Origin of the sequence: Rhodococcus sp. AD45-ID (assembly GCF_003023755.1) — a bacterium.
Classification (GTDB): domain Bacteria; phylum Actinomycetota; class Actinomycetes; order Mycobacteriales; family Mycobacteriaceae; genus Rhodococcus_F; species Rhodococcus_F globerula.
This window is the reverse complement of sequence record NZ_PYHL01000003.1, coordinates 1,111,288-1,134,682: the sequence shown is the minus strand read 5'-3', so window position 1 is coordinate 1,134,682 and position 23,395 is coordinate 1,111,288. Positions and strand designations below refer to the sequence as shown.

Annotated in this window: 25 protein-coding genes; 14 read left to right on the top strand and 11 right to left on the bottom strand. The window is 62.6% G+C overall.

Features of this window, described 5'->3' with window-relative positions:
* Window positions 1–65: 65 nt before the first annotated feature.
* Window positions 66–683: a TetR/AcrR family transcriptional regulator gene (locus C7T36_RS29525; RefSeq protein WP_033236702.1), complete on the bottom strand. Its 618-nt coding sequence runs from the start codon at window positions 681–683 to the stop codon at window positions 66–68.
* Window positions 684–754: 71 nt separating this feature from the next.
* Between C7T36_RS29525 and C7T36_RS29520 the strand changes: the two genes are divergently transcribed.
* The 3 genes from C7T36_RS29520 to C7T36_RS29510 are packed head-to-tail and all read left to right on the top strand — an operon-like array spanning window position 755 to window position 4,123.
* Window positions 755–2,329 carry an NAD(P)/FAD-dependent oxidoreductase gene (locus tag C7T36_RS29520; protein ID WP_045069522.1) on the top strand — a complete coding sequence of 525 codons (1,575 nt, stop codon included), beginning with the start codon at window positions 755–757 and terminating at the stop codon, window positions 2,327–2,329.
* Window positions 2,326–3,156, top strand: coding sequence for an SDR family oxidoreductase (locus C7T36_RS29515; protein ID WP_045069520.1), 831 nt, complete (start codon window positions 2,326–2,328; stop codon window positions 3,154–3,156). Before C7T36_RS29520 ends, C7T36_RS29515 begins: the two co-directional genes overlap by 4 nt.
* 34 nt (window positions 3,157–3,190) lie before the next feature.
* Window positions 3,191–4,123, top strand: a complete 933-nt coding sequence (locus C7T36_RS29510; RefSeq protein ID WP_045069518.1) for an alpha/beta hydrolase — start codon at window positions 3,191–3,193, stop codon at window positions 4,121–4,123.
* Here the strand turns inward: C7T36_RS29510 and C7T36_RS29505 are convergent.
* The gene (locus tag C7T36_RS29505; RefSeq protein WP_045069902.1) at window positions 4,117–5,013 is read right to left on the bottom strand and encodes a glycine betaine ABC transporter substrate-binding protein; all 897 of its coding nucleotides are present in this window, start codon (window positions 5,011–5,013) and stop codon (window positions 4,117–4,119) included. The two genes, C7T36_RS29510 and C7T36_RS29505, sit on opposite strands and share 7 nt — an antisense overlap.
* Window positions 5,014–5,166: 153 nt before the next feature.
* Here C7T36_RS29505 and C7T36_RS29500 point away from each other — a divergent pair, with 153 nt between their 5' ends.
* From C7T36_RS29500 to C7T36_RS29485, 4 genes are read left to right on the top strand one after another with little or no spacing between them, the layout of a single operon-like run.
* Complete coding sequence (locus C7T36_RS29500; protein ID WP_033236698.1) at window positions 5,167–6,108, top strand: ABC transporter substrate-binding protein; 942 nt, start codon at window positions 5,167–5,169, stop codon at window positions 6,106–6,108.
* 5 nt (window positions 6,109–6,113) lie between these two features.
* Complete coding sequence (locus C7T36_RS29495) at window positions 6,114–7,259, top strand: ABC transporter ATP-binding protein (protein ID WP_045069515.1); 1,146 nt, start codon at window positions 6,114–6,116, stop codon at window positions 7,257–7,259.
* A 4-nt stretch (window positions 7,260–7,263) separates the two neighbouring features.
* Window positions 7,264–7,947 (top strand): ABC transporter permease, encoded by a 684-nt coding sequence (locus tag C7T36_RS29490; RefSeq protein ID WP_045069513.1) that lies wholly within the window; start codon window positions 7,264–7,266, stop codon window positions 7,945–7,947.
* Entirely contained in the window at window positions 7,944–8,633 is a 690-nt protein-coding gene (locus C7T36_RS29485) for an ABC transporter permease (RefSeq protein ID WP_033236695.1), read from the top strand. Before C7T36_RS29490 ends, C7T36_RS29485 begins: the two co-directional genes overlap by 4 nt.
* Before the next feature lie 69 nt (window positions 8,634–8,702).
* Here the strand turns inward: C7T36_RS29485 and C7T36_RS29480 are convergent, their stop codons facing one another.
* From C7T36_RS29480 to C7T36_RS29465, 4 genes are all read right to left on the bottom strand, one after another.
* Window positions 8,703–9,896, bottom strand: a complete 1,194-nt coding sequence (locus C7T36_RS29480) for an NADP-dependent malic enzyme (protein WP_045069512.1) — start codon at window positions 9,894–9,896, stop codon at window positions 8,703–8,705.
* A gap of 297 nt (window positions 9,897–10,193) precedes the next feature.
* On the bottom strand, window positions 10,194–10,598 hold the full coding sequence (locus C7T36_RS29475; RefSeq protein WP_033234421.1) for a hypothetical protein: 405 nt from the start codon (window positions 10,596–10,598) through the stop codon (window positions 10,194–10,196).
* Window positions 10,599–10,601: 3 nt separating this feature from the next.
* Window positions 10,602–11,213, bottom strand: coding sequence for a MarC family protein (locus C7T36_RS29470; RefSeq protein WP_045069511.1), 612 nt, complete (start codon window positions 11,211–11,213; stop codon window positions 10,602–10,604).
* On the bottom strand, window positions 11,213–12,067 hold the full coding sequence (locus C7T36_RS29465; protein WP_033234423.1) for a PHP domain-containing protein: 855 nt from the start codon (window positions 12,065–12,067) through the stop codon (window positions 11,213–11,215). Before C7T36_RS29465 ends, C7T36_RS29470 begins: the two co-directional genes overlap by 1 nt.
* Window positions 12,068–12,187: 120 nt before the next feature.
* On the opposite strand from C7T36_RS29465, the gene C7T36_RS29460 reads away from it, so the two are divergent.
* Both C7T36_RS29460 and C7T36_RS29455 read left to right on the top strand, forming a co-directional pair.
* Window positions 12,188–13,258, top strand: a complete 1,071-nt coding sequence (locus C7T36_RS29460) for a magnesium and cobalt transport protein CorA (protein ID WP_045069510.1) — start codon at window positions 12,188–12,190, stop codon at window positions 13,256–13,258.
* Window positions 13,259–13,394: 136 nt separating this feature from the next.
* On the top strand, window positions 13,395–13,847 hold the full coding sequence (locus C7T36_RS29455) for an SRPBCC family protein (RefSeq protein WP_033234597.1): 453 nt from the start codon (window positions 13,395–13,397) through the stop codon (window positions 13,845–13,847).
* A gap of 19 nt (window positions 13,848–13,866) precedes the next feature.
* On the opposite strand, the gene C7T36_RS29450 is transcribed toward C7T36_RS29455, so the two are convergent.
* The 4 genes from C7T36_RS29450 to C7T36_RS29435 all read right to left on the bottom strand — a co-directional run bounded on the left by C7T36_RS29450 (window position 13,867) and on the right by C7T36_RS29435 (window position 17,226).
* Entirely contained in the window at window positions 13,867–14,451 is a 585-nt protein-coding gene (locus tag C7T36_RS29450) for a suppressor of fused domain protein (protein WP_033234425.1), read from the bottom strand.
* A gap of 72 nt (window positions 14,452–14,523) precedes the next feature.
* The gene (locus C7T36_RS29445; RefSeq protein WP_239654784.1) at window positions 14,524–15,630 is read right to left on the bottom strand and encodes a winged helix DNA-binding domain-containing protein; all 1,107 of its coding nucleotides are present in this window, start codon (window positions 15,628–15,630) and stop codon (window positions 14,524–14,526) included.
* A gap of 32 nt (window positions 15,631–15,662) precedes the next feature.
* Window positions 15,663–16,157, bottom strand: a complete 495-nt coding sequence (locus C7T36_RS29440) for a general stress protein (protein ID WP_033234426.1) — start codon at window positions 16,155–16,157, stop codon at window positions 15,663–15,665.
* 106 nt (window positions 16,158–16,263) lie between these two features.
* Window positions 16,264–17,226 (bottom strand): CoA ester lyase, encoded by a 963-nt coding sequence (locus C7T36_RS29435; RefSeq protein ID WP_033234427.1) that lies wholly within the window; start codon window positions 17,224–17,226, stop codon window positions 16,264–16,266.
* 90 nt (window positions 17,227–17,316) lie between these two features.
* Between C7T36_RS29435 and C7T36_RS29430 the strand changes: the two genes are divergently transcribed.
* The 5 genes from C7T36_RS29430 to C7T36_RS29410 all read left to right on the top strand — a co-directional run bounded on the left by C7T36_RS29430 (window position 17,317) and on the right by C7T36_RS29410 (window position 22,907).
* Entirely contained in the window at window positions 17,317–18,603 is a 1,287-nt protein-coding gene (locus C7T36_RS29430) for a magnesium transporter MgtE N-terminal domain-containing protein (RefSeq protein ID WP_033234428.1), read from the top strand.
* Window positions 18,600–19,148 carry a DUF1003 domain-containing protein gene (locus C7T36_RS29425; protein WP_045069506.1) on the top strand — a complete coding sequence of 183 codons (549 nt, stop codon included), beginning with the start codon at window positions 18,600–18,602 and terminating at the stop codon, window positions 19,146–19,148. The genes C7T36_RS29430 and C7T36_RS29425 overlap by 4 nt, the downstream gene beginning before the upstream one ends.
* A gap of 114 nt (window positions 19,149–19,262) precedes the next feature.
* Entirely contained in the window at window positions 19,263–20,714 is a 1,452-nt protein-coding gene (locus tag C7T36_RS29420; RefSeq protein WP_045069897.1) for a lytic transglycosylase domain-containing protein, read from the top strand.
* A gap of 171 nt (window positions 20,715–20,885) precedes the next feature.
* The gene (locus C7T36_RS29415) at window positions 20,886–21,746 is read left to right on the top strand and encodes a lytic transglycosylase domain-containing protein (RefSeq protein WP_045069503.1); all 861 of its coding nucleotides are present in this window, start codon (window positions 20,886–20,888) and stop codon (window positions 21,744–21,746) included.
* 24 nt (window positions 21,747–21,770) lie between these two features.
* On the top strand, window positions 21,771–22,907 hold the full coding sequence (locus tag C7T36_RS29410) for an Mrp/NBP35 family ATP-binding protein (RefSeq protein ID WP_033234431.1): 1,137 nt from the start codon (window positions 21,771–21,773) through the stop codon (window positions 22,905–22,907).
* A 10-nt stretch (window positions 22,908–22,917) separates the two neighbouring features.
* Here C7T36_RS29410 and tatB read toward each other — a convergent pair whose 3' ends face one another.
* Window positions 22,918–23,352 carry a Sec-independent protein translocase protein TatB gene (gene tatB / locus C7T36_RS29405; RefSeq protein ID WP_033234432.1) on the bottom strand — a complete coding sequence of 145 codons (435 nt, stop codon included), beginning with the start codon at window positions 23,350–23,352 and terminating at the stop codon, window positions 22,918–22,920.
* Window positions 23,353–23,395 lie beyond the last annotated feature (43 nt).

The window sequence follows — 23,395 nt, the reverse complement described above, 5'->3', positions numbered from 1 at the left end:
AGTAGGGGCCGGGCCTCACATTCCGTACGGAGTGTGAGGCCCGGCCTTTTCTCTGTTCGCCGGTGCTATCGCAGCAGTTCCGGCGTGACGGTCAGCCCTGCGGCAGCGGACGCAAGAGCAGGCAGAGCGTTCACCGTGAGCTCGATGAGTTCTTCGCGGCTGATTGCCGGGGATCGGAGCCAGCTGATGGTTGCTTCCTCGACAAACGCGATCCAGCCTCGTACTGCCAGCTCGACCTGCGGGGTCCTCGGCAACCCGATGGTGGGTAGCTGATCGAGCGTTCGCGCCGCCATGACGTCGCGGGTCTGTTCGAACACTTCTCGCATGTGCGGATCTCCGCTGGCGGTTCCCCGCAACAACGAGACATACGTAGTGCGATTTTCAGTGACGTAATCGACGTACGATGCCAGAACCGACCGTAATGTCGCGATCGGATCATCGGTTTCGATGGGCTCGGTTCGGGCGAGCATCTGTTGGCTGGTGTGCCGGACTATCGCCAGGTGGAACTCGCTTTTGGACGCGAAGTAGTGGAACAGCAAGCCTCGGGAGACACCTGCTTGATCGGCAATGTCTTCGACCGATATCTGTTCGAGTGGCCGTTCGGCGAGCATGCGAGCGCCGAGGTCGATCAGTTGCGCTCGGCGTTCGTCCGGACTCAGTCGCGTGCGCTTGGCTCCGTCCATAATCGACAGACTACTGAATAAACGTCAATAAGCTATTGACCGTTCGTCAACAACGGCATATCGTTCCATACATGAGTCTCCCAGTTACAGATACTTCAGCATCTGCCGCGGATACGCGCTACGTGAACACGCTGATCATCGGCAGCGGTTTTGCCGGTCTCGGCGCTGCCATCAAACTGGCGCAGGCCGGGATCACCGACTACGTAGTTGTCGAGCGAGGCAACGACGTCGGCGGAACCTGGCGTGACAACAGCTACCCGGGCGCTGCGTGCGACGTGCCGTCGCATTTGTACTCGTACTCGTTTGCACTCAACCCCGAGTGGACGCGTTCCTTCTCCACTCAGCCCGAGATCTACAAGTACATCCAGTCCGTCGCAAACCGTCACAAGGTACTGGACAAGCACATCTTCGGCTGCGACGTTCTCTCCGCGCACTGGGACAACGATCGCGCACACTGGAAGGTCTCCACCACCAAGGGCGAGTTTGTCGCCAAGATCGTCGTGTCGGCTGTAGGCGCTCTGTGCGAGCCCGCCCTCCCCGACATCAAGGGCATCGACGGCTTCAAGGGCGAGATCTTCCACTCCTCACGCTGGAACCATGACGCCGACCTGACCGGCAAGCGCGTCGCCGTTATCGGCACCGGAGCGTCGGCCATCCAGATCGTCCCGGCCATCGGCAAGAAGGTGTCACAGCTCGACGTGTACCAGCGCACCGCGCCGTGGATTCTGCCCCGCGCAGATCGCGAGTACACCAAGATCGAGCACCTCGCGTTCAAGTACCTCCCCGGTTTCCAGAAGCTGTGCCGCACCGGCATCTACTGGATGCGCGAGACCCAGGTTGTCGGCCTGGCAAAGGCGCCGATCTTCATGAAGCCCCTGCAGTTTGCCGCCGAGCGTCATCTCAAGGCCCAGATCAAGGACAAGGCCCTTCGCAAGAAGGTCACCCCCAACTTCCAGATCGGCTGCAAGCGCATGCTGATCTCCAACAACTACTTCCCCACCCTTGCCCAGGACAACGTCGACCTGGTGACAGAAGGCATCGAGGAAGTTACCGCCACCGGCATCGTGTCGAAGACGGGAACCACGCGTGAGATCGACGCCATCGTCGTGGCCACCGGTTTCCACGTCACCGACTCCCCCACCTTTGCGGGAATCTTCGGCAAGGACGGACGCTCGCTCGCCGAGGTCTTCGAAGACACCGGCATGCAGGGATACAAGGGCGCAGCCGTTGCCAACTTCCCCAACATGTTCTTCCTCGTCGGCCCCAACACCGGTCTCGGCCACTCGTCCATGGTGTTCATGATCGAATCGCAGCTCAACTACCTCGTCGACGCGATCGCCACCATCGACAAGTACGACATCGGCACCATCGAGGTTCGCAGCGACAAGCAGGAAAAGTACAACAAGGACCTGCAGGCAGCGATGTCCAAGAGCGTCTGGAACAACGGCGGTTGCGCCAGCTGGTACATGGACAAGCACGGAAACAACACCACCCTGTGGCCCGGTTTCACCTTCCAGTTCCGCAATGCCACCAAGCATTTCGACCTCGCGGCGTACCGTAGCGTCGCCACGTCCGATCTCGGCGCCGTCGGCACCGGAACCACATCACAGATCGACCTCGACGACGAGAAAGCAGTAGCACAATGAGTGATTTTGTTGGCAAGGTTGTTGTCATCACCGGAGCGGGATCGGGTATCGGCCGCGCACTCGCACTGAACCTGGCCGGGCAGGGTGCGAAGTTGGCGATCTCCGACGTCGACACCGTCGGCCTCACCGAGACCACCCGCCTCGTGGAAGCTCTTGGTGCCCAGGTGAAGTCGGACCACCTCGACGTCACCCAGCGCGAAGCGGTTCTCGAGTACGCCGACGCGGTTGCCGCCCACTTCGGCAAGATCAACCAGATCTACAACAATGCGGGTATCGCGTACCACGGCACATTCGAGAAGTCCGAATTCAAGGACTTCGAACGCGTCATGGATGTCGATTTCTGGGGAGTTGTCAACGGCACCAAAGCATTCCTGCCGCATGTCATCGCATCCGGCGACGGCCACATCATCAACATCTCGAGCCTGTTCGGCTTGCTGTCGATGCCCGGTCAGAGTGCATACAACTCGGCAAAGTTCGCAGTTCGCGGCTTCACCGAGTCACTGCGCCAGGAGATGCTGATCGCCAAGAGCCCGGTGAAGGTGACCTGTGTGCACCCCGGCGGAATCAAGACGGCCATCGCGCGCAACGCCACTGCCGGACCGGGCGAGGACCTCGCGTCATTCTCCGAGTTCTTCGATCGTAAGTTGGCGCGCACCACTCCTGAGGATGCAGCCAAGACCATCGTGAACGGGGTTCGCAAGGGTAAGCCACGCGTCCTCATCGGCATGGACGCCATCGCACTCGACGCCTGGGTCCGCCTGGTCGGTTCGGGATACCAACGCGTCGTGGCCACCATCGCCGGCCGCGTGATGCCCAAGTCCCACTGAGCTTTCCACTTTCACACAGTCAGGAGCCCTGCCGGTGAGCACGTTCACCCTTCCGCTACCCGTTGTCGCTTTCTTGTTGAAGCCGTACTTCCGTCTGGCCTTCAACTCGCGACTGCCGTATCGGGTTCAGCGTTTACTGCTCGAGGCCGGAGCTCCCCTGCAGCAGATTCCAGCGGGCGCCGTTGTGCGTCCGCTGGAACTCGCCTGCCGACCCGCCGAGCGGATCACGGTCGGAGCAACCGAACGCCCGTCGGCAGTGCTCTACTTGCACGGCGGCGCCTACACGCTGGGCTCGCTGAGCACACACCGCAGCCTGGCAGCACATCTGGCACGCGAATCTTCCCGCGCTGTCTTCACGTTGGATTACCGGCTCGCTCCCGAGAATCCTTATCCCGCAGCGCTCGACGACGCCGCAGCGGCGTACATGCAACTGATCACCGAATTCGACTACCGGCCCGAGCAGGTTGCCATTGCCGGTGACAGCGCCGGCGGCGGTTTGGCGGTCGCAACGGCACTTCGCCTCATCGAGCGTCACGGCGTACAGCCCGGGGCGTTGGCACTGATCTCGCCCTGGGTGGATCCCGGGGATCGCAGCGCCGGGAAGAAAGCCGATCTGGTCGTCAACACCGGCTGGTCGTTCGACGCCGCCGACGCCTACCTCGGACACGGCAACCGCACAGATCCCGGCTACGCACCCATGCATGGAAACCTCGAAACACTGCCGCCCACAAGGATTCACATCGGATCGGGTGAAGTCCTCTACCCTCAGGTCGTGGAGTTCGCAGACAAACTCACCGCGGCCGGCGTCGACGTGTCACTGGTCGAATACGCACGGTTGTGGCATGTCGCGCACGCCCAGGCGTCGCTGGTCACCGAAGCCGCCGACGCGGTAGCCGATCTGGGGCAATTCCTGGAATCACACGGAGCCAGGGCAGCGGACAATTCAGCCGATGCGGCCAGTCATTGACGGGTGTCCCACCAGGATCGCGCCACCGCTGACGGCGTCGCCTGCCCGCGTCGGACCTGGTCGATCATCGCGGCAAGGTCTGTCGTGGACAGTTCACCCGCAACAACACTGAGCGCTTTGACTGCGGGATCACTCAATGCACCGGTCCGAAACAGTGGAACGACGTTCTGCGCAGCCAGGATGTGATCCGGATCGGCCAGCACTGTGACAGCGGTTGACTGAGCCAGGGGCGAGAGCGTCGTAGTTCCGAAGGCGGTGGGTTCGGTCGCAGCAGTGTCCGATATGTCGGCTGCCGATTGCTCGACGCGCGCAAAAGTACAGTCAGCGCCTTCCGCTAATTGTTCCAGTGCACCATCTTCGATAAACCGTGGTGATACAACGGCAACGGTCAAAGCGCACGAGGGTGCAAATGCCCCGAGGGTGCGCGACTGAGTCCCCGATGCGGAATCGCGTCCCAACGCCACGACGGCCCGGTCTTCTGCGGTTGCATAGTCTGCAACCGAAAGACCCTCGGGCAGAGAACGACTCAACGCTTCGAAGACGTCGTCGGCGGCGCGGGCCGGATTCTGCGGTTCGTAGTAAGTTAGTAGCGAACCGGTGAACTCGGGTACCAACGTCACACGCGCGGCATCGAGCGCAGCAAGTGCGTCCGACCGTCCGCCGGTGAGTTCCTCGACTCGACTTGGCACCCCCGACGACGCCAACACGGTTGCGTACACTTCGGCCAGGACCGAACCCTCCACCGACTCCCCCGACGCCACGACTACCTGCTCGGTCGGGGCACCGGCGTCGTTCCCTATCACCGAATCGCCGGTGCTGCATCCGGTCAGAACGGGCAGGACCAGCACTGCTGCAACAACTGTCGAATACCTCGCGCGTGCAGATAGCACCGAACCCTCACATTCCGTTCCCACTGATCGAATACCGTGCCTTGTCGGTACCTATCGTTACACTTGCCTGGCGATGCGCGGTAACCAGTCCTACTCGAGTGACACTCGGGTGACGGGAATGGTTGTCGACGCCCGAAACACGGAAGGACGCACATGCGCACCTCACGATTTCGTTCCAGCCGTCTGCTCGTAGCAGCGGCAACTGTCCTCTCACTCGCTGCGCTCACTGCGTGTGGCAGCAGTGACAACAGCGACAGCAGTTCGGACCCCAACACCGTCGTCGTGGGTTCGGCAAACTTCACCGAGTCCGAGATCATTGCCAACATCTATGCGGAAGCACTTCGCGTCAACGGTTTCGACGTGTCCACTTCGTTCAACATCGGTAGCCGCGAGGCTTACATTCCGGCGTTGAAGGACGGCTCGATCACCCTCATCCCCGACTACACGGGCAATCTTCTGCAGTATCTCGATCCCGCTGCCACCGCGACCAGTTCCGCGGACGTCCTGGCTGCTCTGCCGGCGGCATTGGGTAGCGAATTGGCCATCACCACACCCGCGTCGGCGGAGGACAAAGATGCCGTAGTCGTCACCAAGGAAACGGCAGACAAGTGGAACCTGAAGACCATCGCCGACCTGGCGCCGCATTCCGCCGAGGTCAAGTTCGGCGCGCCGGCCGAATTCCAGGAGCGCCCCGTCGGCCTGCCCGGGTTGAAGGCAAACTACGGACTCGACATCTCGGCCTCCAATTTTGTCCCGATCGCGGACGGCGGTGGCCCGGCAACGGTCAAGGCACTCGCATCCGGTGACATCACCGCCGCAAACATTTTCACGACGTCGGCGTCGATTCCGGCCAACAACTTTGTTGTCCTCGAAGACCCGAAGAACAATTTCCCCGCCCAGAACGTCGTGCCGGTGCTGCGCGCATCGGCATCGTCCGACAAGCTCGCAGCCGTCCTCGACGCGGTCTCGGCAAAGCTGACCACCGAGGAACTGCTCGATCTCAACGTGGCGGTGTCCGGCGACGCCAAGACGGAACCGGCCGCAGCAGCCAAGGCGTGGATCTCGGCGCAGGGCCTCGACAAGCCGGTCTCGTAACCCACGTGATCACCTTCGAGGGAGTCACCAAGCAGTTCCCGGACGGCACCACCGCAGTTGATCGACTCGATCTCACCATCGAGGCCGAGTCGTTCACGGTGTTCGTCGGTCCGTCCGGGTGTGGCAAAACAACGTCGATGCGGATGATCAACCGGATGATCACGCCCACGTCGGGCACAATCCGCGTCGACGGCCGCGACATCTCGCAGACCGACGCGGTGACCTTGCGACTCGGTATCGGCTACGTCATCCAGAATGCCGGGCTGTTGCCGCACCGGACCGTCGTCGACAACGTCGCAACGGTTCCGGTGCTGCGGGGTGAATCTCGCCGCGCCGCACGTAAAGCCGCACTGGGTGTTCTCGAACGCGTGGGTCTCGATCCGTCACTGGCGACGCGCTACCCGGCGCAGTTGTCCGGCGGGCAGCAGCAGCGAGTGGGTGTCGCCCGCGCGTTGGCTGCCGATCCGCCGATTCTGTTGATGGACGAACCCTTCAGCGCCGTCGATCCGGTGGTTCGTGAGGACCTGCAAACCGAAATGCTGCGCCTGCAAAGCGAACTGAAGAAGACCATCGTCTTTGTCACGCACGATATCGACGAAGCCGTCAAACTGGGCGACCACATCGCGGTCTTCGGCCCGGGCGGTCGACTGCAGCAGGTGGCGGCGCCGCGCGACGTATTGGCCGCGCCGGCTACGGATTTCGTGGCCGGTTTTGTCGGACGTGATCGCGGATATCGAGGACTGTCCTTCCGCAGCGCGGACGAGGTGCCGCTGCACTCCATCCGGACGGCCACCGAGTTGGAACTGACATCCCTGAGACTCGAATTGGGTGAATGGGTGCTCGTTGTCAGCGAGTCCGGTTCACCCCTAGGCTGGATCGATGTCACCGGTGTCGAGGGCATACGCGCCGGACACACTCTGGCACAGTCGACGTCCGCCGGCGGCTCTCTCTTCGGCCCGGGCGGCGATCTTCGGCAGGCACTCGACGCGGCCATCTCGTCACCGTCGGGAATCGGTGTTGCAGTGGATGCCGAAGGTGCGGTGATCGGCGGCATTCTGGGCTCCGAGGTTGTGGCTAAATTGGCCGAGCAGCGTCGGCGAGAGGACCAGGAACGCAATCGACTCGCCTTCACCGAAGGGTTCGGGGTGTAGCGGCGTGCGCTGGCTCATCGACAATTTCTCGACGGTTCTGGATTACACACGAACACATCTGTATCTCGCGCTGGTGCCGTTGGCGGTGGGCTTGGTCATTGCCCTTCCCGTCGGCACGGCAATTCGGAATATCCGATGGCTGCGCCGAATCACGTTGACCTTGGCCAGCATTGCGTTCACCATTCCGTCATTGGCACTGTTTGTCACCATCCCGCAGATCTTCGGACTCAAGACACTCGATCCGCTCAACGTCATCATCGCGCTCAGTGTGTATTCCACCGCACTGCTCGTCCGCGCGGTGCCGGAAGCGTTGGATTCGGTGCCCGCCAACGTCATCGATGCCTCGACGGCCATCGGCTTCACCGCACTGCGCCGGGCGTTGACGGTCGAACTGCCCCTTGCACTTCCGGTTCTGATCGCAAATGTCAGAGTGATTGCGGTGACCAACATTTCGCTGGTGTCGGTGGGTTCGCTGATCGGCATCGGCGGTCTGGGAGTGCTGTTCAAACAGGGCTACGACCGCAACTACCCCGACCAGATCGTGGCCGGCATCATCGCCATCGTGGTCCTGGCACTGGCCCTCGATTTGATCCTGTATCTGCTCGGCAGGTTCCTGACCCCGTGGACCAGAACTCCGTCCGCATCGAAGGTCCCCGCGATCGTCACGGCCGAAGGTGAGCCGGTATGAGTATCTTCACCGGCGCCTGGGAGTACCTGACCAATCCCGACAACTGGAGCGGCGACACCGGAATCGGCACCCGAATCCTGCAGCACCTCTGGTACAGCCTGCTGGCCGTCGCCCTCGCCGCAGTGATCGCGGTCCCGATCGGCCTGATCATCGGGCATCTACGACGCGGTCAGATCGTGGTGGTCAGTCTTGTCAACGCACTGCGCTCACTACCCACGCTCGGCTTGCTGACGTTCCTCGTCCTGCTCATGGGACTGGGAGTGATGCCCCCGATCCTCGCACTGGTCATCCTCGGCATTCCGCCATTGCTAGCCGGAACGTATGCCGGCATCGCCAGTGTCGACCGTGACGTCGTCGACGCGGCGCGCGCAATGGGGATGACCGAGACGCAAGTACTGCTACGCGTCGAGGTCCCCAATGCGCTTCCGCTCATTCTGGGTGGGCTCCGAAACGCCACACTGCAAGTCATCGCGACCGCGACTGTTGCCGCCTACGTCAATCTGGGCGGCATCGGACGGTACATCTTCGACGGAATCGCGCTGTACAAGTACGACCGCGTTGTTGTCGGCGCAATCTTGGTCGCGGTGGTTGCGCTTGTCGTGGACGGCGTACTTGCACTGGTCGTGTGGGCTTCCGTCCCGGGAACCGGCAGACTGCGACGCACCCCGAACCTCGCACGCGTGTAGCTGCCCACGCAAAAACCCCGACCGAAACCTTGTGTGCGGGTTTCGATCGGGGCTTTCGAGGAGTCCCTCTTAGCTGGTCACGCCCTCAGCGTGCGCTGCGGCCGCGACGGCTTCCGCAACTGCGGTCGCCACGCGAGGGTCGAGTGGGCTCGGAACAATCTTGTCCACGGCCAACTCGTCGCCGACCACCGACAGGATCGCCTCGGCGGCAGCGAGCTTCATACCTTCGGTGATGCGACGGGCGCCGGCGTCGAGCGCGCCCTTGAACACACCGGGGAAGGCAAGCACATTGTTGATCTGGTTCGGGAAGTCACTGCGGCCGGTAGCCACGATCGCCGCGTACTTCGACGCGGTCTCCGGGTGAATCTCCGGATCCGGGTTCGAGAGCGCAAACACGATCGACTCGGGAGCCATCGACGCGATGAGCTCCTCGGGGATCTTGCCCGCCGAGACACCGAGGAAGACGTCCGCTCCGGCCAAAGCCTCGACGGCACCGCCGTGGACACTGCGCGGGTTGGTGCGCGACGCCAGCTCTACCTTGATCTCGTTGAGGTCGCTGCGCTCGCTCGAGATGATGCCCTTCGAGTCGAGCACGACGACATCGCTGATACCGGCGGCGAGCAGAATGTTCGCACACGCGACACCCGCTGCACCCGCACCGGAGATGACAACCTTGAGCGTGGTGATGTCGCGGCTCTGCACCTTCACGGCGCCCTTGAGCGCAGCAAGAACCACAATCGCGGTGCCGTGCTGATCGTCGTGCATGACGGGGCAGTCAAGTGCCTCGATTACACGCTTTTCGATCTCGAAGCAACGCGGCGCCGAGATGTCCTCGAGGTTGACCGCGCCGAAGCTCGGACGCAGACGGATCAGGGTCTCGACGATCGCGTCGGGATCGGTGGTGTCGAGCACCAGCGGGATGGAGTTCAGTCCGGCAAAGCTCTTGAAGAGAGCGGACTTGCCCTCCATGACGGGCAACGATGCGCGGGGTCCGATATCGCCCAGACCGAGAACCGCCGTGCCGTCACTGACGACGACAACCAGTCGATTGGTCCACGTGTAGCGATCGGCAAGGGTCTCGTCAGCTGCGATGGCGCGGCTCACCTGAGCCACACCCGGCGTGTACGCGATCGACAGAGCGCGCTGCGTATCGAGCGGCGCGGTGGTCTCGACCGACAGTTTGCCACCGACGTGAGCGGCAAAGATTTCTTCGTCGGTCAGCTCGACCTTGGGTACGTTGATGGCTTCAGTCACAAGGGACACAATGACACTCCTGATATGACCAGCCGCACTCGGGGCTGGGTTACTGGGAAGTAGTGATCTGACGGCCGAAACAGAACGTTAGCAACGGTCAGAGTCTTTTCTTCCGTGAACAACTGCAGAGAAGAAGAGCATTCGGGTGCGCAAGAAAGTTGGCCGCAATACATCCGAAGCGTCATGGTGTTGGGCGGGTGAGCCCTGGCAGATCCATGCAATTTCTTCATGGCCGGGCTGTGGCGCCGCCTACGAAGTCCCTCCAGTTTGCCACCTGCGCGCGATCACAATCAAATCCTTCGGTCCCTAACCCCACCACTGCGTCACCAGCAGCACCCCGGCAGTTACGAGCACAACCACGGACGCGGCTATTGCGGCAACGCCGCGGCGACGGTCACAGAAGATCTGTGCGACCAGCGCCACTACCGACGCCACGATGTGCGCGGTGATCGATGTGGTGCCCGGTCCGGGAAAGCCCCGATTGCCTCCCAGATACGCCGACGCGATCACCACGACTGTGAGAACAACGATTCCAGCCGCGACGGTCCCACTGAGCGCACGCAGACCACGAATCAACGCCCACTGCTTGGTGTCCGGAGCATCGTAGTAATCGTCATAGCGGTCGTCGTAGTCGTACGAGTTGTCGTAGGCATTGTCGTCCCGGTATGCGTCGTAGCTGTTGTTGTCGTAACCGTTGTTGTCGTAAGTCACGATCTACGCTCCCGTGATGAATCCGCGGACGGACTCCGCGATGAGTTGAACGGCGATGGCGGCAAGCAGCAAACCTGCGATGCGGGCCAGCAGCGAGATTCCGCCAACACCGAGCACACGGATCAATGCGGTCGAGAATCGCAGCACTATGAACAGAACGAGATGAATCGAGATGATCGCCAAGGCGATCGCAAAGTACGACGCCGCGTCACCGTCTGCCTGGGCGACAAAGACGATGACCGCGGCGATCGCGCCGGGGCCGGCCATCATGGGCGTACCCAGCGGAACCAGGGCCACGTTGACGTCGTCGGCGCCCTGCGGACGGTTGGACGTCTTGCCGGTGAGTAGTTCGAGAGCGATCAGCAGAAGGAGCAATCCGCCGGCGCCCTGCAACGCGGGTATTCCGATGTGCAGATAGTTGAGGATTGCCTGCCCGCCGACCGCGAAGACGGAAATAACGGCGAGTGACACTGCCGGGGCCTGCCACGCCGCGCGATTACGGTCGGCACGGTCCTTGCGGCCGACCAGGGACAGGAACACCGGAATGACTCCGGGCGGGTCCATGATGACAAAGAGAGTGATGAAAACCGTGAGGTAGAGCGTCGTGTCCAACATCAGTGTTTCAGCACCTCGACGCCTGTTGCCGCCGACATCAATTCCTCGAAGTCGGCGGGGTCGGTGAGCTCGTCGCCGAGGTCGATCGTCTTGTTGTCTCCGTGGTAGTCCGATGATCCGGTCACCGCGAGGCCGAGTTCGCCGGCCAGTCCGCGAAGGAGAGTCCGATCTGCGGGCGCATGATCCGGGTGATCGACTTCGAGTCCGCCGAGTCCGGAGGCCGCCAGATCGCGAATGTGGCCTAGAGCGAGAACACGACCACGGGTGCGCGCACGACCGTGAGCGATCACCGTCACTCCCCCGGCCGCTGCGACCAGTTCAACGGCGTAGTCGATCGGCGTGTCGTATTTCGGGACGTCGTAGCGCCCGCGGGTTGCCAACAAGTCCTTGAAGGCTTCACCGATGCTCGAGACCACGCCGGCCCGCAGCAGAGCCGCTGCGATGTGCGGACGCCCCACAGAAGGACCAGCCGACGCGAGGATTTCGTCCGGGTCGATCGGCAGCCCGTCGCGGGCCATCAGAGTCGCCATCGTGCGGATTCTTTCGACCCGTTCGCCGCGTAGCCGCTCGCGTTCCTTGGCGAACTCGGGGTGGTCCGGGTCGAACAGGTACGCCAGGAGGTGCACCGCGACCGGCCACCCGTCCTCACCTTCGCCTTCACACGACATTTCCATGCCACGGACGAGTCCGAGCCCGGCAGGCAGTGCGCGCTCCGCCTCCGCCCAGCCGGCGGTGGTGTCGTGATCGGTGAGCGCGACAACGTCGAGTCCGGAGTGGGCAGCAGCGCGCACCAGTTCGGCGGGGGTGTCCGTGCCATCTGATGCGTTTGAGTGGGTGTGAAGGTCTATTCGCACCGCTCCAGTCTGTCAGCAATCCGCAAGACCATCTCGCTCCGGTCGATTGCCTGAGATCCTGACGTACGATTGCGCGGCAGCAATAGTGCGCTTCGCCTATCTGCGGAGGGAGTAGACACAGTGCCGTCACTACCGAACTGGTCGAACGGCAAATCAGCTCCGCCACCGTTGCCGAGGATTCCCGTCCCCGCAGCTCGTGCCATTGTGGATTGTGCTGTGTACGTGGACGGCACCAGGCTCCCGGGAAAGTTCACTCACAACGCCGCTCTCGATGAAGTGCGCCGACGCGGAAAGGGATTCGTCTGGGTTGGGATCCATGCTCCCGACGAATCCCAAATGCAGGACGTGGCAAAGACTTTCGGCCTACACGAGTTGATGGTCGAGGATGCCGTCCACGCACACGAGCGACCCAAACTCGAACGCTACGACGACGTCATGTTTCTCGTCCTTCGAACCGTTGTCTACGTTCCGCACGATTCCGTGGAGACGGCTAACGAAATCGTGGAGACCGGCGAGATCATGGTGTTCGTCGGTCCGGACTTTGTCGTCACTGTTCGGCACGGTGACCATTCCGAACTGGCGAGTGTCCGCAAAGCCCTCGAACAGCTACCCGAGCGTCTCGCCATGGGACCGTGGTCCGTTCTCCATGCCATCACCGACCACGTCGTCGACACGTACCTGTCGGTGACACAACTGGTGGAGCAGGACGTCGACAACATGGAAGAGTTGGTGTTCAACCCACGTAATAGTGTGGCGGTTGAGCACATCTACCTGCTGAAACGGGAAATCGTCGAACTTCGACGGTCGGTCACCCCGCTCGGCATGCCACTCCTGCAACTGACACAACCCGCAGGCGGGTTGGTCCCCAAGGAGATCAGACGCTATTTCCGCGACGTCCGAGACCATCACACCATCGTCTCCGAACGCATCTCCGAGTACGACGAAGTACTGAGTTCGCTCGTGGACGCTGCTCTGGCAAAGATCGCGGTGCAGCAGAACACCGACATGCGCAAGATTTCGGCATGGGTGGCTATCGCGGCCGTACCGACCGGAATTGCCGGCATCTACGGCATGAATTTCGAGAACATGCCGGAACTGGGTTCGCAATACGGATATCCGATGGTGATGGTGTTCATCGCGTCGGTATGCGTCGGGTTGTTCTTTCTGTTCCGCCGAAACAACTGGCTCTGACTCTGTACTTAGCCACAGTGCAAGCGGACAATGAGTTGTGGGTACCAACACGTATCACGTGTACCCGCGGGTCCCTCGCATCGAAATCACCGCACCCGAAAAATACCTTGCCACAAGCAAATTCGGAGGAGCTACGATGCCTACAGTTGAGCAGTCAGTAATCGTTTCGCGCCCGGTTCCGGAAGTCTTTCAGTACCTCAGCACCGCTGAGAATTGGCCGAACTGGGACAACTCGATTGTCGAATCCCGGCAGATCACGGACGGCCCGATAGGAGTGGGGACCCGCTGGCAGGGAGCCAGCCGAATACTCGGCAAGCGCATCGACTGGACCGCCGAGTTCACGGAATACGATGCGCCCAAGCGAAGTTCGGCAAAGTCTGTCAAAAGCCCCGTCGCTTTCACGCTGACCACAACGTGCGAGGAAGTCGAGAAGGGCACGCGCGTCACCTATCGACTCGACAGCGAAAGTGGCCTTGGCGGAGTGTTCGGCAGAATGGCAGACCCGCTTGTCACCAAGGCATTCGGCCGATCCCAGCAGGCCAGCCTGGAGAATCTGGCCGACCTTCTCGATAACGAAGCCGCACAATAAGATCGGAGCGACGCGGCAGTTAGAGCGACGCCGCCGCTCGGTGCGGATCTCGAACGTCGATGCCCGCCTCAGCCCAGGCTTCACGTAGTGCACCTGCACCGCGCAAACGGACCCAGGCTGCTTCGGTTCCGGTTATGGGGACCACGGCGAGGAACCGAACCGGATCCATCGGCTCGGGGAGCGTCAGATCTTCAATCCCGCTGTCACTGAGAAGGACTGCAGTAAAAGCTGCGCCCTTCCACAGGGGCTCCCCGAGGTCGAGCAGCGCATCGTCGAGCAACACGATGCCCTCGACCGACGGGGCCGCCGCCAGAACAGCCAAGGTGCGCGCGATTCCCGACGCAATACCGGTGCCGCCGCGCAGCGAGAGCACCAGTTCCGCCCGAGGTCCGCGTGTGGGATCGGCGACCAGATCACCCGGATCGCCCATGGGGTGCCGCGAGCACCCCAGTGTTGCGTAGTGCACCACTGAGTCGGGAGATTCGAATCTGAGCACGTCCAGCGGCTCGACACCCAGGAACGTCACCGAGGCCGCAGCCGGCTCCGGCCCCTCGATATTGGCAACGAGGTGCGCGCGGACGGAGGACACAACACTGTCAGACACGCGTCCATCTAAGCACCATCACGGCGCTGATCGCAGCGCAGAGGCCGGGGCGCTTCAGAACGCCTGTGTTCGCTAGGTGAGAATTTCGACGGATATCTCGTGCTTGGAGATCGGCGGATGCAGAAATCGCAGCAATGAACGCGCTTCCCTCTCGATGGATGACATGGCGGTTTTCGACTGCTGCGAAAACAGTGACACCGTCAATCGCGCGGTATCACCTTTCGCGGATTCTGCGGTGAATCCCACAACCTTCCCTCGTACCAGCACGGCGGGTTTGATTATTCCGTTCACCGTGAACACCCGAGTTCGGCACTGCTCATCCATGATTCGCGAGCGATCCGCATGTGAGAGCAGAATGTTGTCGAACGGAGCCAAGATCCGGACCGGTGGTGTGCCGCCGTCCGGGCGTGGAGCGCCTGGCAGGTCGAACAGTTCCGTCCCCTTCTCGTTCACGAACGTCATCAGGTTCGGACGCAGTCGCTCGAAAACCTCTGCCAGCCTGGTTAATCCCGACCACGCCTGGGCGTCCTTCACACTCGCCGGACCGAAGGCAGCGAGATAGCGCAACACCAGGGCGTCTGGAACAGGAGTCGAATCCAGCTCTGTGCCCAGCCAACTCTCCAGCGTGGTCAACGCGGGCGGTCCCGATCTACCCCACAACCCGCGAGGCGGTACCTGGACCATCGGCAAGAGTCCCCTGATCCCGTGCGCGAGTCCTTCCGGAGAGCGCCCTGGAAAGCGTTCGGCCAGAAGCGGCCTCATCTGCATCTGCGTAAGTGGCCCCTCGGAAACAAGTTCGCGGCCGGCCTGCGCAAGAGCGGCCAGATCCATTCCGCTCAGCGCCGCCCGGTGCGCGGTGTTGGTGTGCAGATCACGGTCCATAATCGACTGAACCGTGCCACGGAAGGATGCGGCATCAGCAGCCGACATCACAAATACCGTTCCGCGCATCGCAACCAGACGCACCACCTGCCGACGCTCGATCAGTGTCGACAACTCTTCTGCCGCAAAGTTTTTGACACGGGCCCACAGAGCAAGGTACGGCGGCGTCGGGGCCTGCGCCTGCAGACCGGCCAGGTGTTCGACGGCTTCGAGGGCAGTGACGTCAGCCCGCTCCAGCAGGAACTGACGCGCAAGGGTCGCCCGACCGAGGGCGCGATCGGTCAGTACACGCGTCACGGTTCCCTCGCGCTCACCGTGCACTGAACCGATCAGATCGCGAGCTTCGCGAGGAGATCGCGGGCAGCCTCGGCTGTCTTCGGCTCACACAGCACGTCGTACCGACCAGCCACCAACTGCATGGTCGAGGCAAAATCTCGCTGGCCGCGCGTCGCTGCGTACGGGATGGTTGTGGTGATCACGCCGAAGATGATGCCGCCGACGATGCCCGTGATCAGTGGCCCGATGAAGCTGGTCGTGAAAAGACCCAGGAGAAGGCCGAAGAACACGCCCAGCCACGCGCCGGACACCAGACCGCCGCCAATCACCTTGGGCCACGTGAGCCGGCCGAGAACCCGTTCGACCTGCATCAGATTCACACCGACGATGGTGACATCCTGGACCGAGAATTCCTGATCGGACAGGTAATCGACGGCGCGCTGCGCCTCCGCATAGGTGGGGTACGACCCGATCGGCCAGCCCGAAGGTGGTGTCGGCAACGCTCCACGGCGCGACCCATTCGGCGATTGTGCGAGCGGATTGGACATGGGTGATCGTGCTCCTTGTTTCGGGCGCGTCATCCGTGACTGAACAACGCGAGACATACAAACCTATTGTGCCCTTTACCTACCCGATTTGTTCGACCGCAGCTGATCAGGCGTGTTCTGGTGGAGTGAATTCCGTTGTCCGGGCCATACCCGCTGCCCGGCCTTTCGCGGAAATCACCAGCGCCATCTTGCGACTTGCCTCGTCGATCATCTCGTCACCGAGCATCACGGCTCCCCGCCCACCGCCGGCCGCGGAGGTGTGGAATGCGTAGGCGTCCAAGATCAATTCAGCGCGATCGTAATCTGATTGCCTGGGGCTGAACACCTCGTTGGCGGCCTCGATCTGGGTCGGGTGCAGTACCCATTTGCCGTCGAAACCCAATGCAGCGGTGCGCGCAGCGCTGCGCGTGAACGCCTCGACGTCACGGATCTGGAGGTACGGACCGTCGATGGCCTGAACCCCGTGCGCCCGCGCAGCCATCAGAATGGTCATCAGGATGTGGTGATAGGCGTCACCACGGTCGTAGCCGTCCGGCTGCTCTCCGACCACCAGGGTGCGCATGTTCAAACTCGCCATGAAATCTGCCGGCCCGAAGACCAACGCCTCGACCCGCGGGCTGGCCGTGGCAATCGCATCGATGTTGGTCAGGCCGATCGCGTTCTCGATCTGGGGTTCGATGCCGATTCGTCCCACTTCGAGGCCGTTGGCCTTTTCCACCTGAGTCAACAACAGATCAAGTGCCTGCACGTGGCTCGCATCGGGAACTTTGGGCAGCAGAATCGCGTCGAGGTGAGCACCCGCCCGGCCGACAACCTCGACAACGTCGGCGTACGTCCATTCCGTGGTCCAGTCGTTCACCCGAACGACCTTGACCTGCTTGCCCCATCCGTCCTCGGCCAGCGCGTCACCGACGGCTTCGCGTGCGGCCTGCTTCGCCAACGGTGCGACCGCGTCTTCGAGGTCGAGGAAGATCTCGTCGGCCGGCAGTCCCTTTGCCTTGTCGATCATCTTGCGACTGCTGCCGGGAACGGCGAGAACTGATCGGCGGGATCGGTTACGTGATGTCATCTCTTTTGAGTGCCCTTCAGAGGTATCGACTCGTACGTTTTCGGCGTCTCTGTTGCAGATAATGACGCGTGAGGAATTAGCCTTGCAATCATGGCAGCAGCAGGCAAGGTATTTGCAGCCAGGCTGGCCGGCCTGGTTGTCCTCGGCCCCGACGGTGAGTCGATCGGGCGAGTGCGCGATGTCGTGATCACGGTCCGCATCGGTCGCCAGCAACCGCGGGTGCTCGGTTTGGTGATCGAAATGTTCACGCGCAAACGCATTTTCGTGCCGATGTTGCGTGTCACCGCGATCGAACCGAGTGCCGTCACACTGACGACCGGCAATGTCAGTATCCGGCGATTCACCCAGCGCCCCGGCGAAGTTCTCGCTCTTGCACAGGTACTCGATTCACATGTGCGAGTGGACGACCCGGAGTTGACCGAACTCCACGGCGTCGACGCCGTTGTCGTCGATCTGGGTATCGAATCGAGGCGCACCCGCGATTGGGTGGTGTCGAAGGTAGCGGTCCGTGGCCATCGCGGACGCCTGGGTCGCCGGGCCGCGATCCACATCGTCGATTGGCAGCACGTTGCCGGACTCACCCAGAGTGACCTGTCACTGCCGGGGCAGGGCGTCGCCCACCTGCTGCTGCAGTACGAGGGCATGCGTCCGGCCGACGTCGCCAACGCGATGCGTGAACTTCCGGAAAAGCGCCGACACGAGCTAGCCGTAGCTCTCGACGACGAGCGTCTCGCCGACGTCGTGCAGGAACTGCCTGCCGACGATCAGACCGATCTCCTCATGCACCTCGAAGTGGAACGGGCGGCCGACCTCCTCGAGGCGATGGACCCGGACGATGCCGCCGACCTCCTGGGCGAGTTGCCCGAAACCGAAGCGGAATCGTTGCTGCAGTTGATGGACCCGCAGGACTCGGAACCGGTGCGCCGACTCCTCGAACACTCCCCCGATACGGCTGGTGGTTTGATGACGCCGGAACCGGTGGTGCTGACGGCGTCGACCACGGTGGCGGAAGCTCTCGCCCGGGCCCGCAATTACGACGTCACGCCCGCGTTGTCCAGCATGGTATTTGTCGTGCGCCCGCCGACGGCCACGCCGACCGGACGCTACCTCGGGTGTGTTCATCTGCAGAAGTTGTTGCGTGAACCGCCGGCAAGCCTGGTCGGCGGAATTCTGGACAGCGACCTACCCAGTCTCGGGGCCGACGATTCGCTTGCTGTCGTGACGCGATACTTCGCGACGTACAACCTGGTGTGCGGACCGGTGGTGGACGACGAGAACCACCTGATCGGCGCGGTCACCGTCGACGACGTTCTCGATCACCTTCTGCCCGAGGACTGGCGCGAAGACGATTCCGACGACGAGGGGTTGGTCCGATGAGCGATCGGTCTTCCAGCGCCCGTCAGCGCCTAGAGACTCCCCGCGGGAGTCGGCGGTTCCACATCGACTTCGACGTCGAAGCGGTGGGCCGCGTGAGCGAGCGTATTGCGCGCTTCCTCGGCACGGGTCGCTACCTGGCGATTCAGACGATCATCGTCATCGTTTGGATCGCACTGAATGTCTTTGCGGTCAGCTTGCAGTGGGATCCCTATCCGTTCATCCTGCTCAACCTGGCGTTCTCGACGCAGGCCGCGTATGCGGCACCGTTGATCCTCCTGGCCCAGAATCGGCAGGAGAACCGAGACAAGGTCTCGCTCGAAGAGGACCGGATTCGCGCCGAACAGACCAAAGCCGACACAGAGTTCCTCGCCCGGGAACTCGCTGCTCTGCGTATCTCCCTCGGCGAAGTCGCGACTCGTGACTATCTGCGACGCGAACTCGACGAGATCAAATTGCTCCTCACCGCCGAACACGAACCGCCCCAGAAGAAGAAGCATCGCGAATCAGGTTCCTCGAAAAAGAGTCTCGACAGCCGGGATTCTTAGCTGAGGGTTTACTGAGTTTTGCTGCATAGACCGAGACCGATATGTAACGTAAGTCACAGACTCTTATATATATCGGTGGGTACTCCGAACCCGGGCTACCAGCAAAGGGGAATCGTGCGCGTACGAGGATTGATCGCAGCGTCCACGCTACTGGGGGGCCTACTCGCGGCCACCGGACCGGCAGCCCTTACCGCAGGTAGTGCCCCTGCAACGGGATCACCGATACCCATTGCACTCGCAGGTAACGCCGTGAACGCAGCGGACAGCCCCGATTTCCTTCCGACACCTCGCACGGTGCGAACGCAACGATCGGCACCACCGAGCACTACCGCAACAACCACCGCACTGGACCCCGCAGCCGCAACAGTTGTCCTGACCTCACTTGGCATCCCCGAGATCGTCCTCAACGCCTACCGCTCCGCGGAACTGGTGATGATGACGGAGGCACCAGGCTGCGGCGTCCCGTGGCATCTTCTGGCCGGCATCGGCCGAATCGAATCGGGCCATGCCAACGGTGGACGCACCACCTCCGTCGGCACCACTGTGACGCCGATCTTCGGCCCGGTGCTGGACGGCCGCCTGGCCGGCAACCAGATCATCACCGACACCGACAAGGGCCTGATCGACGGCGACCCGACCCACGACCGCGCCGTCGGCCCCATGCAGTTCATTCCGTCGACGTGGGCGCACTACGCCAGTGACGGCAACGGCGACGGTGTTACCGATCCCAACAACGTGTTCGACGCGGCACTCTCGGCGGCCAAATATCTCTGCAGCGGCGGACTCGATCTCCGCAACCTCGATCAGGAGACCAAAGCCGTTCTCCGGTACAACAATTCCGCGGCGTACGCCGCAAACGTGATCATGTGGTCGACGGCGTACAAGAGTGGAGTCCTCCCGTCCGGATCGCTGCCGTACACCGGCGGAATCAATACCGGGAGCATCAACACCGGTAGCTCCGACGCCACGTCGACTGCGGCCATTCTCGCTGCTGCGGCGGCAGTCGATCCGACGGCCGAAAAGAAGGACGGCGATCAGGCAACGGCCGCAGCTACTCCCGCGCCACTACTCCCCGGCCTGCCCGACATGCCGGCACTCTCGCCGGATCTCCCAGCGCTGATCCCACCCGGAGTGCTCCCCACCACACCGAACCCGTCAGCACCCGGGCTGGCCTCACCCGCCGCGCCCGGTCCTGCCACCACCCCACAGGCTCCGACCGGACCGATCATCCCACTGCCGGTACTCACGTCACGCGGCCTCGTGTGGCCGATTCTGACGCCGACAGGCTGGACGTGGCCAGACGACATGTGCGTGATCCTCCCTGATCCCGTAGCGCTCGCTCAGTTGCAGCCGGGAATCCACCTGCCGTGCGCCGTTCCGACCGCCGAGACGCCCGCCACGCCGGCCCCCACCACCGACGCCACGACAACATCTCCGTCGTCCGTCCCGGCGACTACATCCGACGCCGCGCCCGCTGCCGTGGCGCCCTCACCCGCTGCCGCACCGGCACCCGCGCCCGCGCCCGCACCACTGCTGCCGGGTTTGCCGTTCATGCCCGTCGCATAACGGTCACGTCGCGATAACGCTCGCGCCGGAAAAATCACGATTGAACTGCGTCGACGGCACAGATCTGCCCACTTAGATCACGGTTGAGTAACGGAAGTGCAACAAATCAGGTAGCCTCGATTCCGTCATTGAACGGAAAACCCCGATTTCGGGGTCCAGGAGGCAGTAACAGTGGGTCGGCACAACAAGAAGACAGATTCGCACATCCGTCGCAACTCGGTCATCGCGCTTTCCGGCCTCATTCCTATCGGTTTGGTTACAGCAGCGAACTCCGCCGGAGCGGCATCCGATATGCCTTTCGTCAATGCCGCCAGTGCCGAAACCGCCGTGGGGTCACTCGAGACCCCGGCCACGCAGGAGCCGCAAGCTCAGATCCTTCCCGTCGCCGACCTGGCCGCAGCGCCAGTAGTTGCCGAGCCCGCCCCGCTCGCACCGGTCCAGGCCACACCCCCACTGCCCGCTTCGATGGCCGAAGGCGCCCTCGGCATCCCCAGCGTGAGCGTCGCCGCCTATCAGAACGCCGAGCGCATCCTCGCTGTCGAGAACCCCACCTGCAACATGCAGTGGACCCTGATGGCAGGAATCGGCCGCGTCGAATCCGGCCACGCCCACGACGGCAAGGACGCCGACGTAAACGGCAACCTCTTCGAACCCGTCATCGGACTGCCCCTCAACGGCAGCCTCCCCGGTCAGGCCGTGATCATGGACACCGACGGCGGCGCACTCGACGGCGACACCGTCTACGACCGCGCAGTCGGCCCGATGCAGTTCATCCCGTCCACGTGGACGCAGTACGCCGGCGACGGCAACGGTGACGGCATCTCCGATCCGCAGAACCTCTTCGACTCGGCACTGACCACCGGAAAGTACCTGTGCGACGGCGGATTGAACATGCAGGACCTCACCCAGGCTGCCAAAGCAATCCATCGCTACAACAACTCGGCTGCCTATGTCGCCAACGTCCTGGCCTGGACTGCCGGTTACTCCACCGGCATCGTGCCCGCCGCATCGGACCTGCCTCGCATTCACTGATCTGCCGACACCTACCATGGAGTCATGTCCGCACTGACCGAGTCCGACGTTCGCTCCGCGCTCGCGCGAGTTCTCGACCCTGAGATCCGCAAACCCATCACCGAATTGGGGATGGTCAGGAACATCACGCTCGCGCAAGACAACAGCGTCGACATCGGGATCTACCTCACCACCGCAGGGTGCCCGATGCGCACCGAGATCACCGAGCGCGTCACCAAGGCAGTTGCCGACGTCGCCGGTGTTGGTGCCATTCGCGTCGAACTCGACGTGATGGACGACGCGCAGCGCACGGAACTTCGCAAGTCACTGCGCGGCGACTCCGCCGAACCGGTGATCCCCTTCGCCCAGCCCGGCTCCCTCACCCGTGTGTACGCCGTGGCCTCCGGCAAGGGTGGTGTCGGAAAGTCCAGTGTGACAGTTAATCTCGCGGCGGCACTAGCAGCACGCGGCCTATCCGTCGGTGTTCTCGACGCCGATATCTACGGTCATTCCATCCCTCGTATGCTCGGTACCGACGCCAAGCCAACGCAGGTCGAGAAGATGATCATGCCGCCCGTCGCGCACGACGTGAAGATGATTTCCATCGCCCAGTTCACTCAGGGCAACACCCCGGTCGTGTGGCGTGGCCCGATGCTGCACCGCGCGCTTCAGCAGTTCCTGGCCGATGTCTTCTGGGGCGATCTGGACATCCTTCTGCTTGACCTTCCGCCCGGAACGGGTGACATCGCCATCTCGGTGGCCCAGCTCATCCCGAGCGCCGAGATTCTGGTGGTCACCACTCCGCAGCAAGCAGCCGCCGAGGTTGCCGAGCGCGCCGGTGCCATCGCACTACAGACCCGTCAGCGTGTTGCCGGCGTCGTCGAGAACATGTCGTGGCTCGAACTGCCGGACGGCACCCGCATGGATGTCTTCGGAACGGGCGGCGGCCAGACGGTATCCGATCGCCTGACCAAGGCAGTCGGCGCGAAGGTTCCGCTGCTCGGCCAGATTCCGCTCGATCCGTCGGTTCGCGAAGCAGGTGACGCCGGCACGCCGATCGTGCTGAGTGCACCGGAGAGCGCTGCCGCGAAGGCATTGACGGAGATCGCGGACAAGTTGGCCGTCCGTCAGCGCGGACTCGCCGGAATGTCGCTCGGCATCAACACTGTGCGCAATATGTAGCGGGTTGCGCTCAGGTTGCGTCGAGGTCGACCGGTGGACGCTCTCCGGCTGCGAGAGGCTTGTCCTTCGTGAGTGACATCGGTTCCTGAGCGCCACTCTGGGGCTTCACACCGCTGCCGCCCTGGGGCTTGACACCGCTTTGGGACTTCTTGTCGAAGTCTCCGGTGAAGAGGGAGTCGTCTCCGTCGAGAAGATGCTGGGTGATCACAGCGCGCGGGGTCATCCCGCGCAGCTTGTTCAGATCTGCGAGTGGTTTACGCAGATCCTCGAAGTCGGTGCCCAGTTCTTCCTTGAGCTGATTCTGGGCTCCGGAAGCATATTCACGTACCTGCCTCAGTGATCGTGTAACCCAGGAGACCGCGCCCGGAAGCCGCTCAGGTCCCAAAATGACCAGAGCCGCTACGAGGAGGATCATGAACTCGCCCCAACCGATGTTGCCAAACACAGGGCAAGCCTACTGTGTGTCCGGTTGTTGCGCGCAGGTCCGG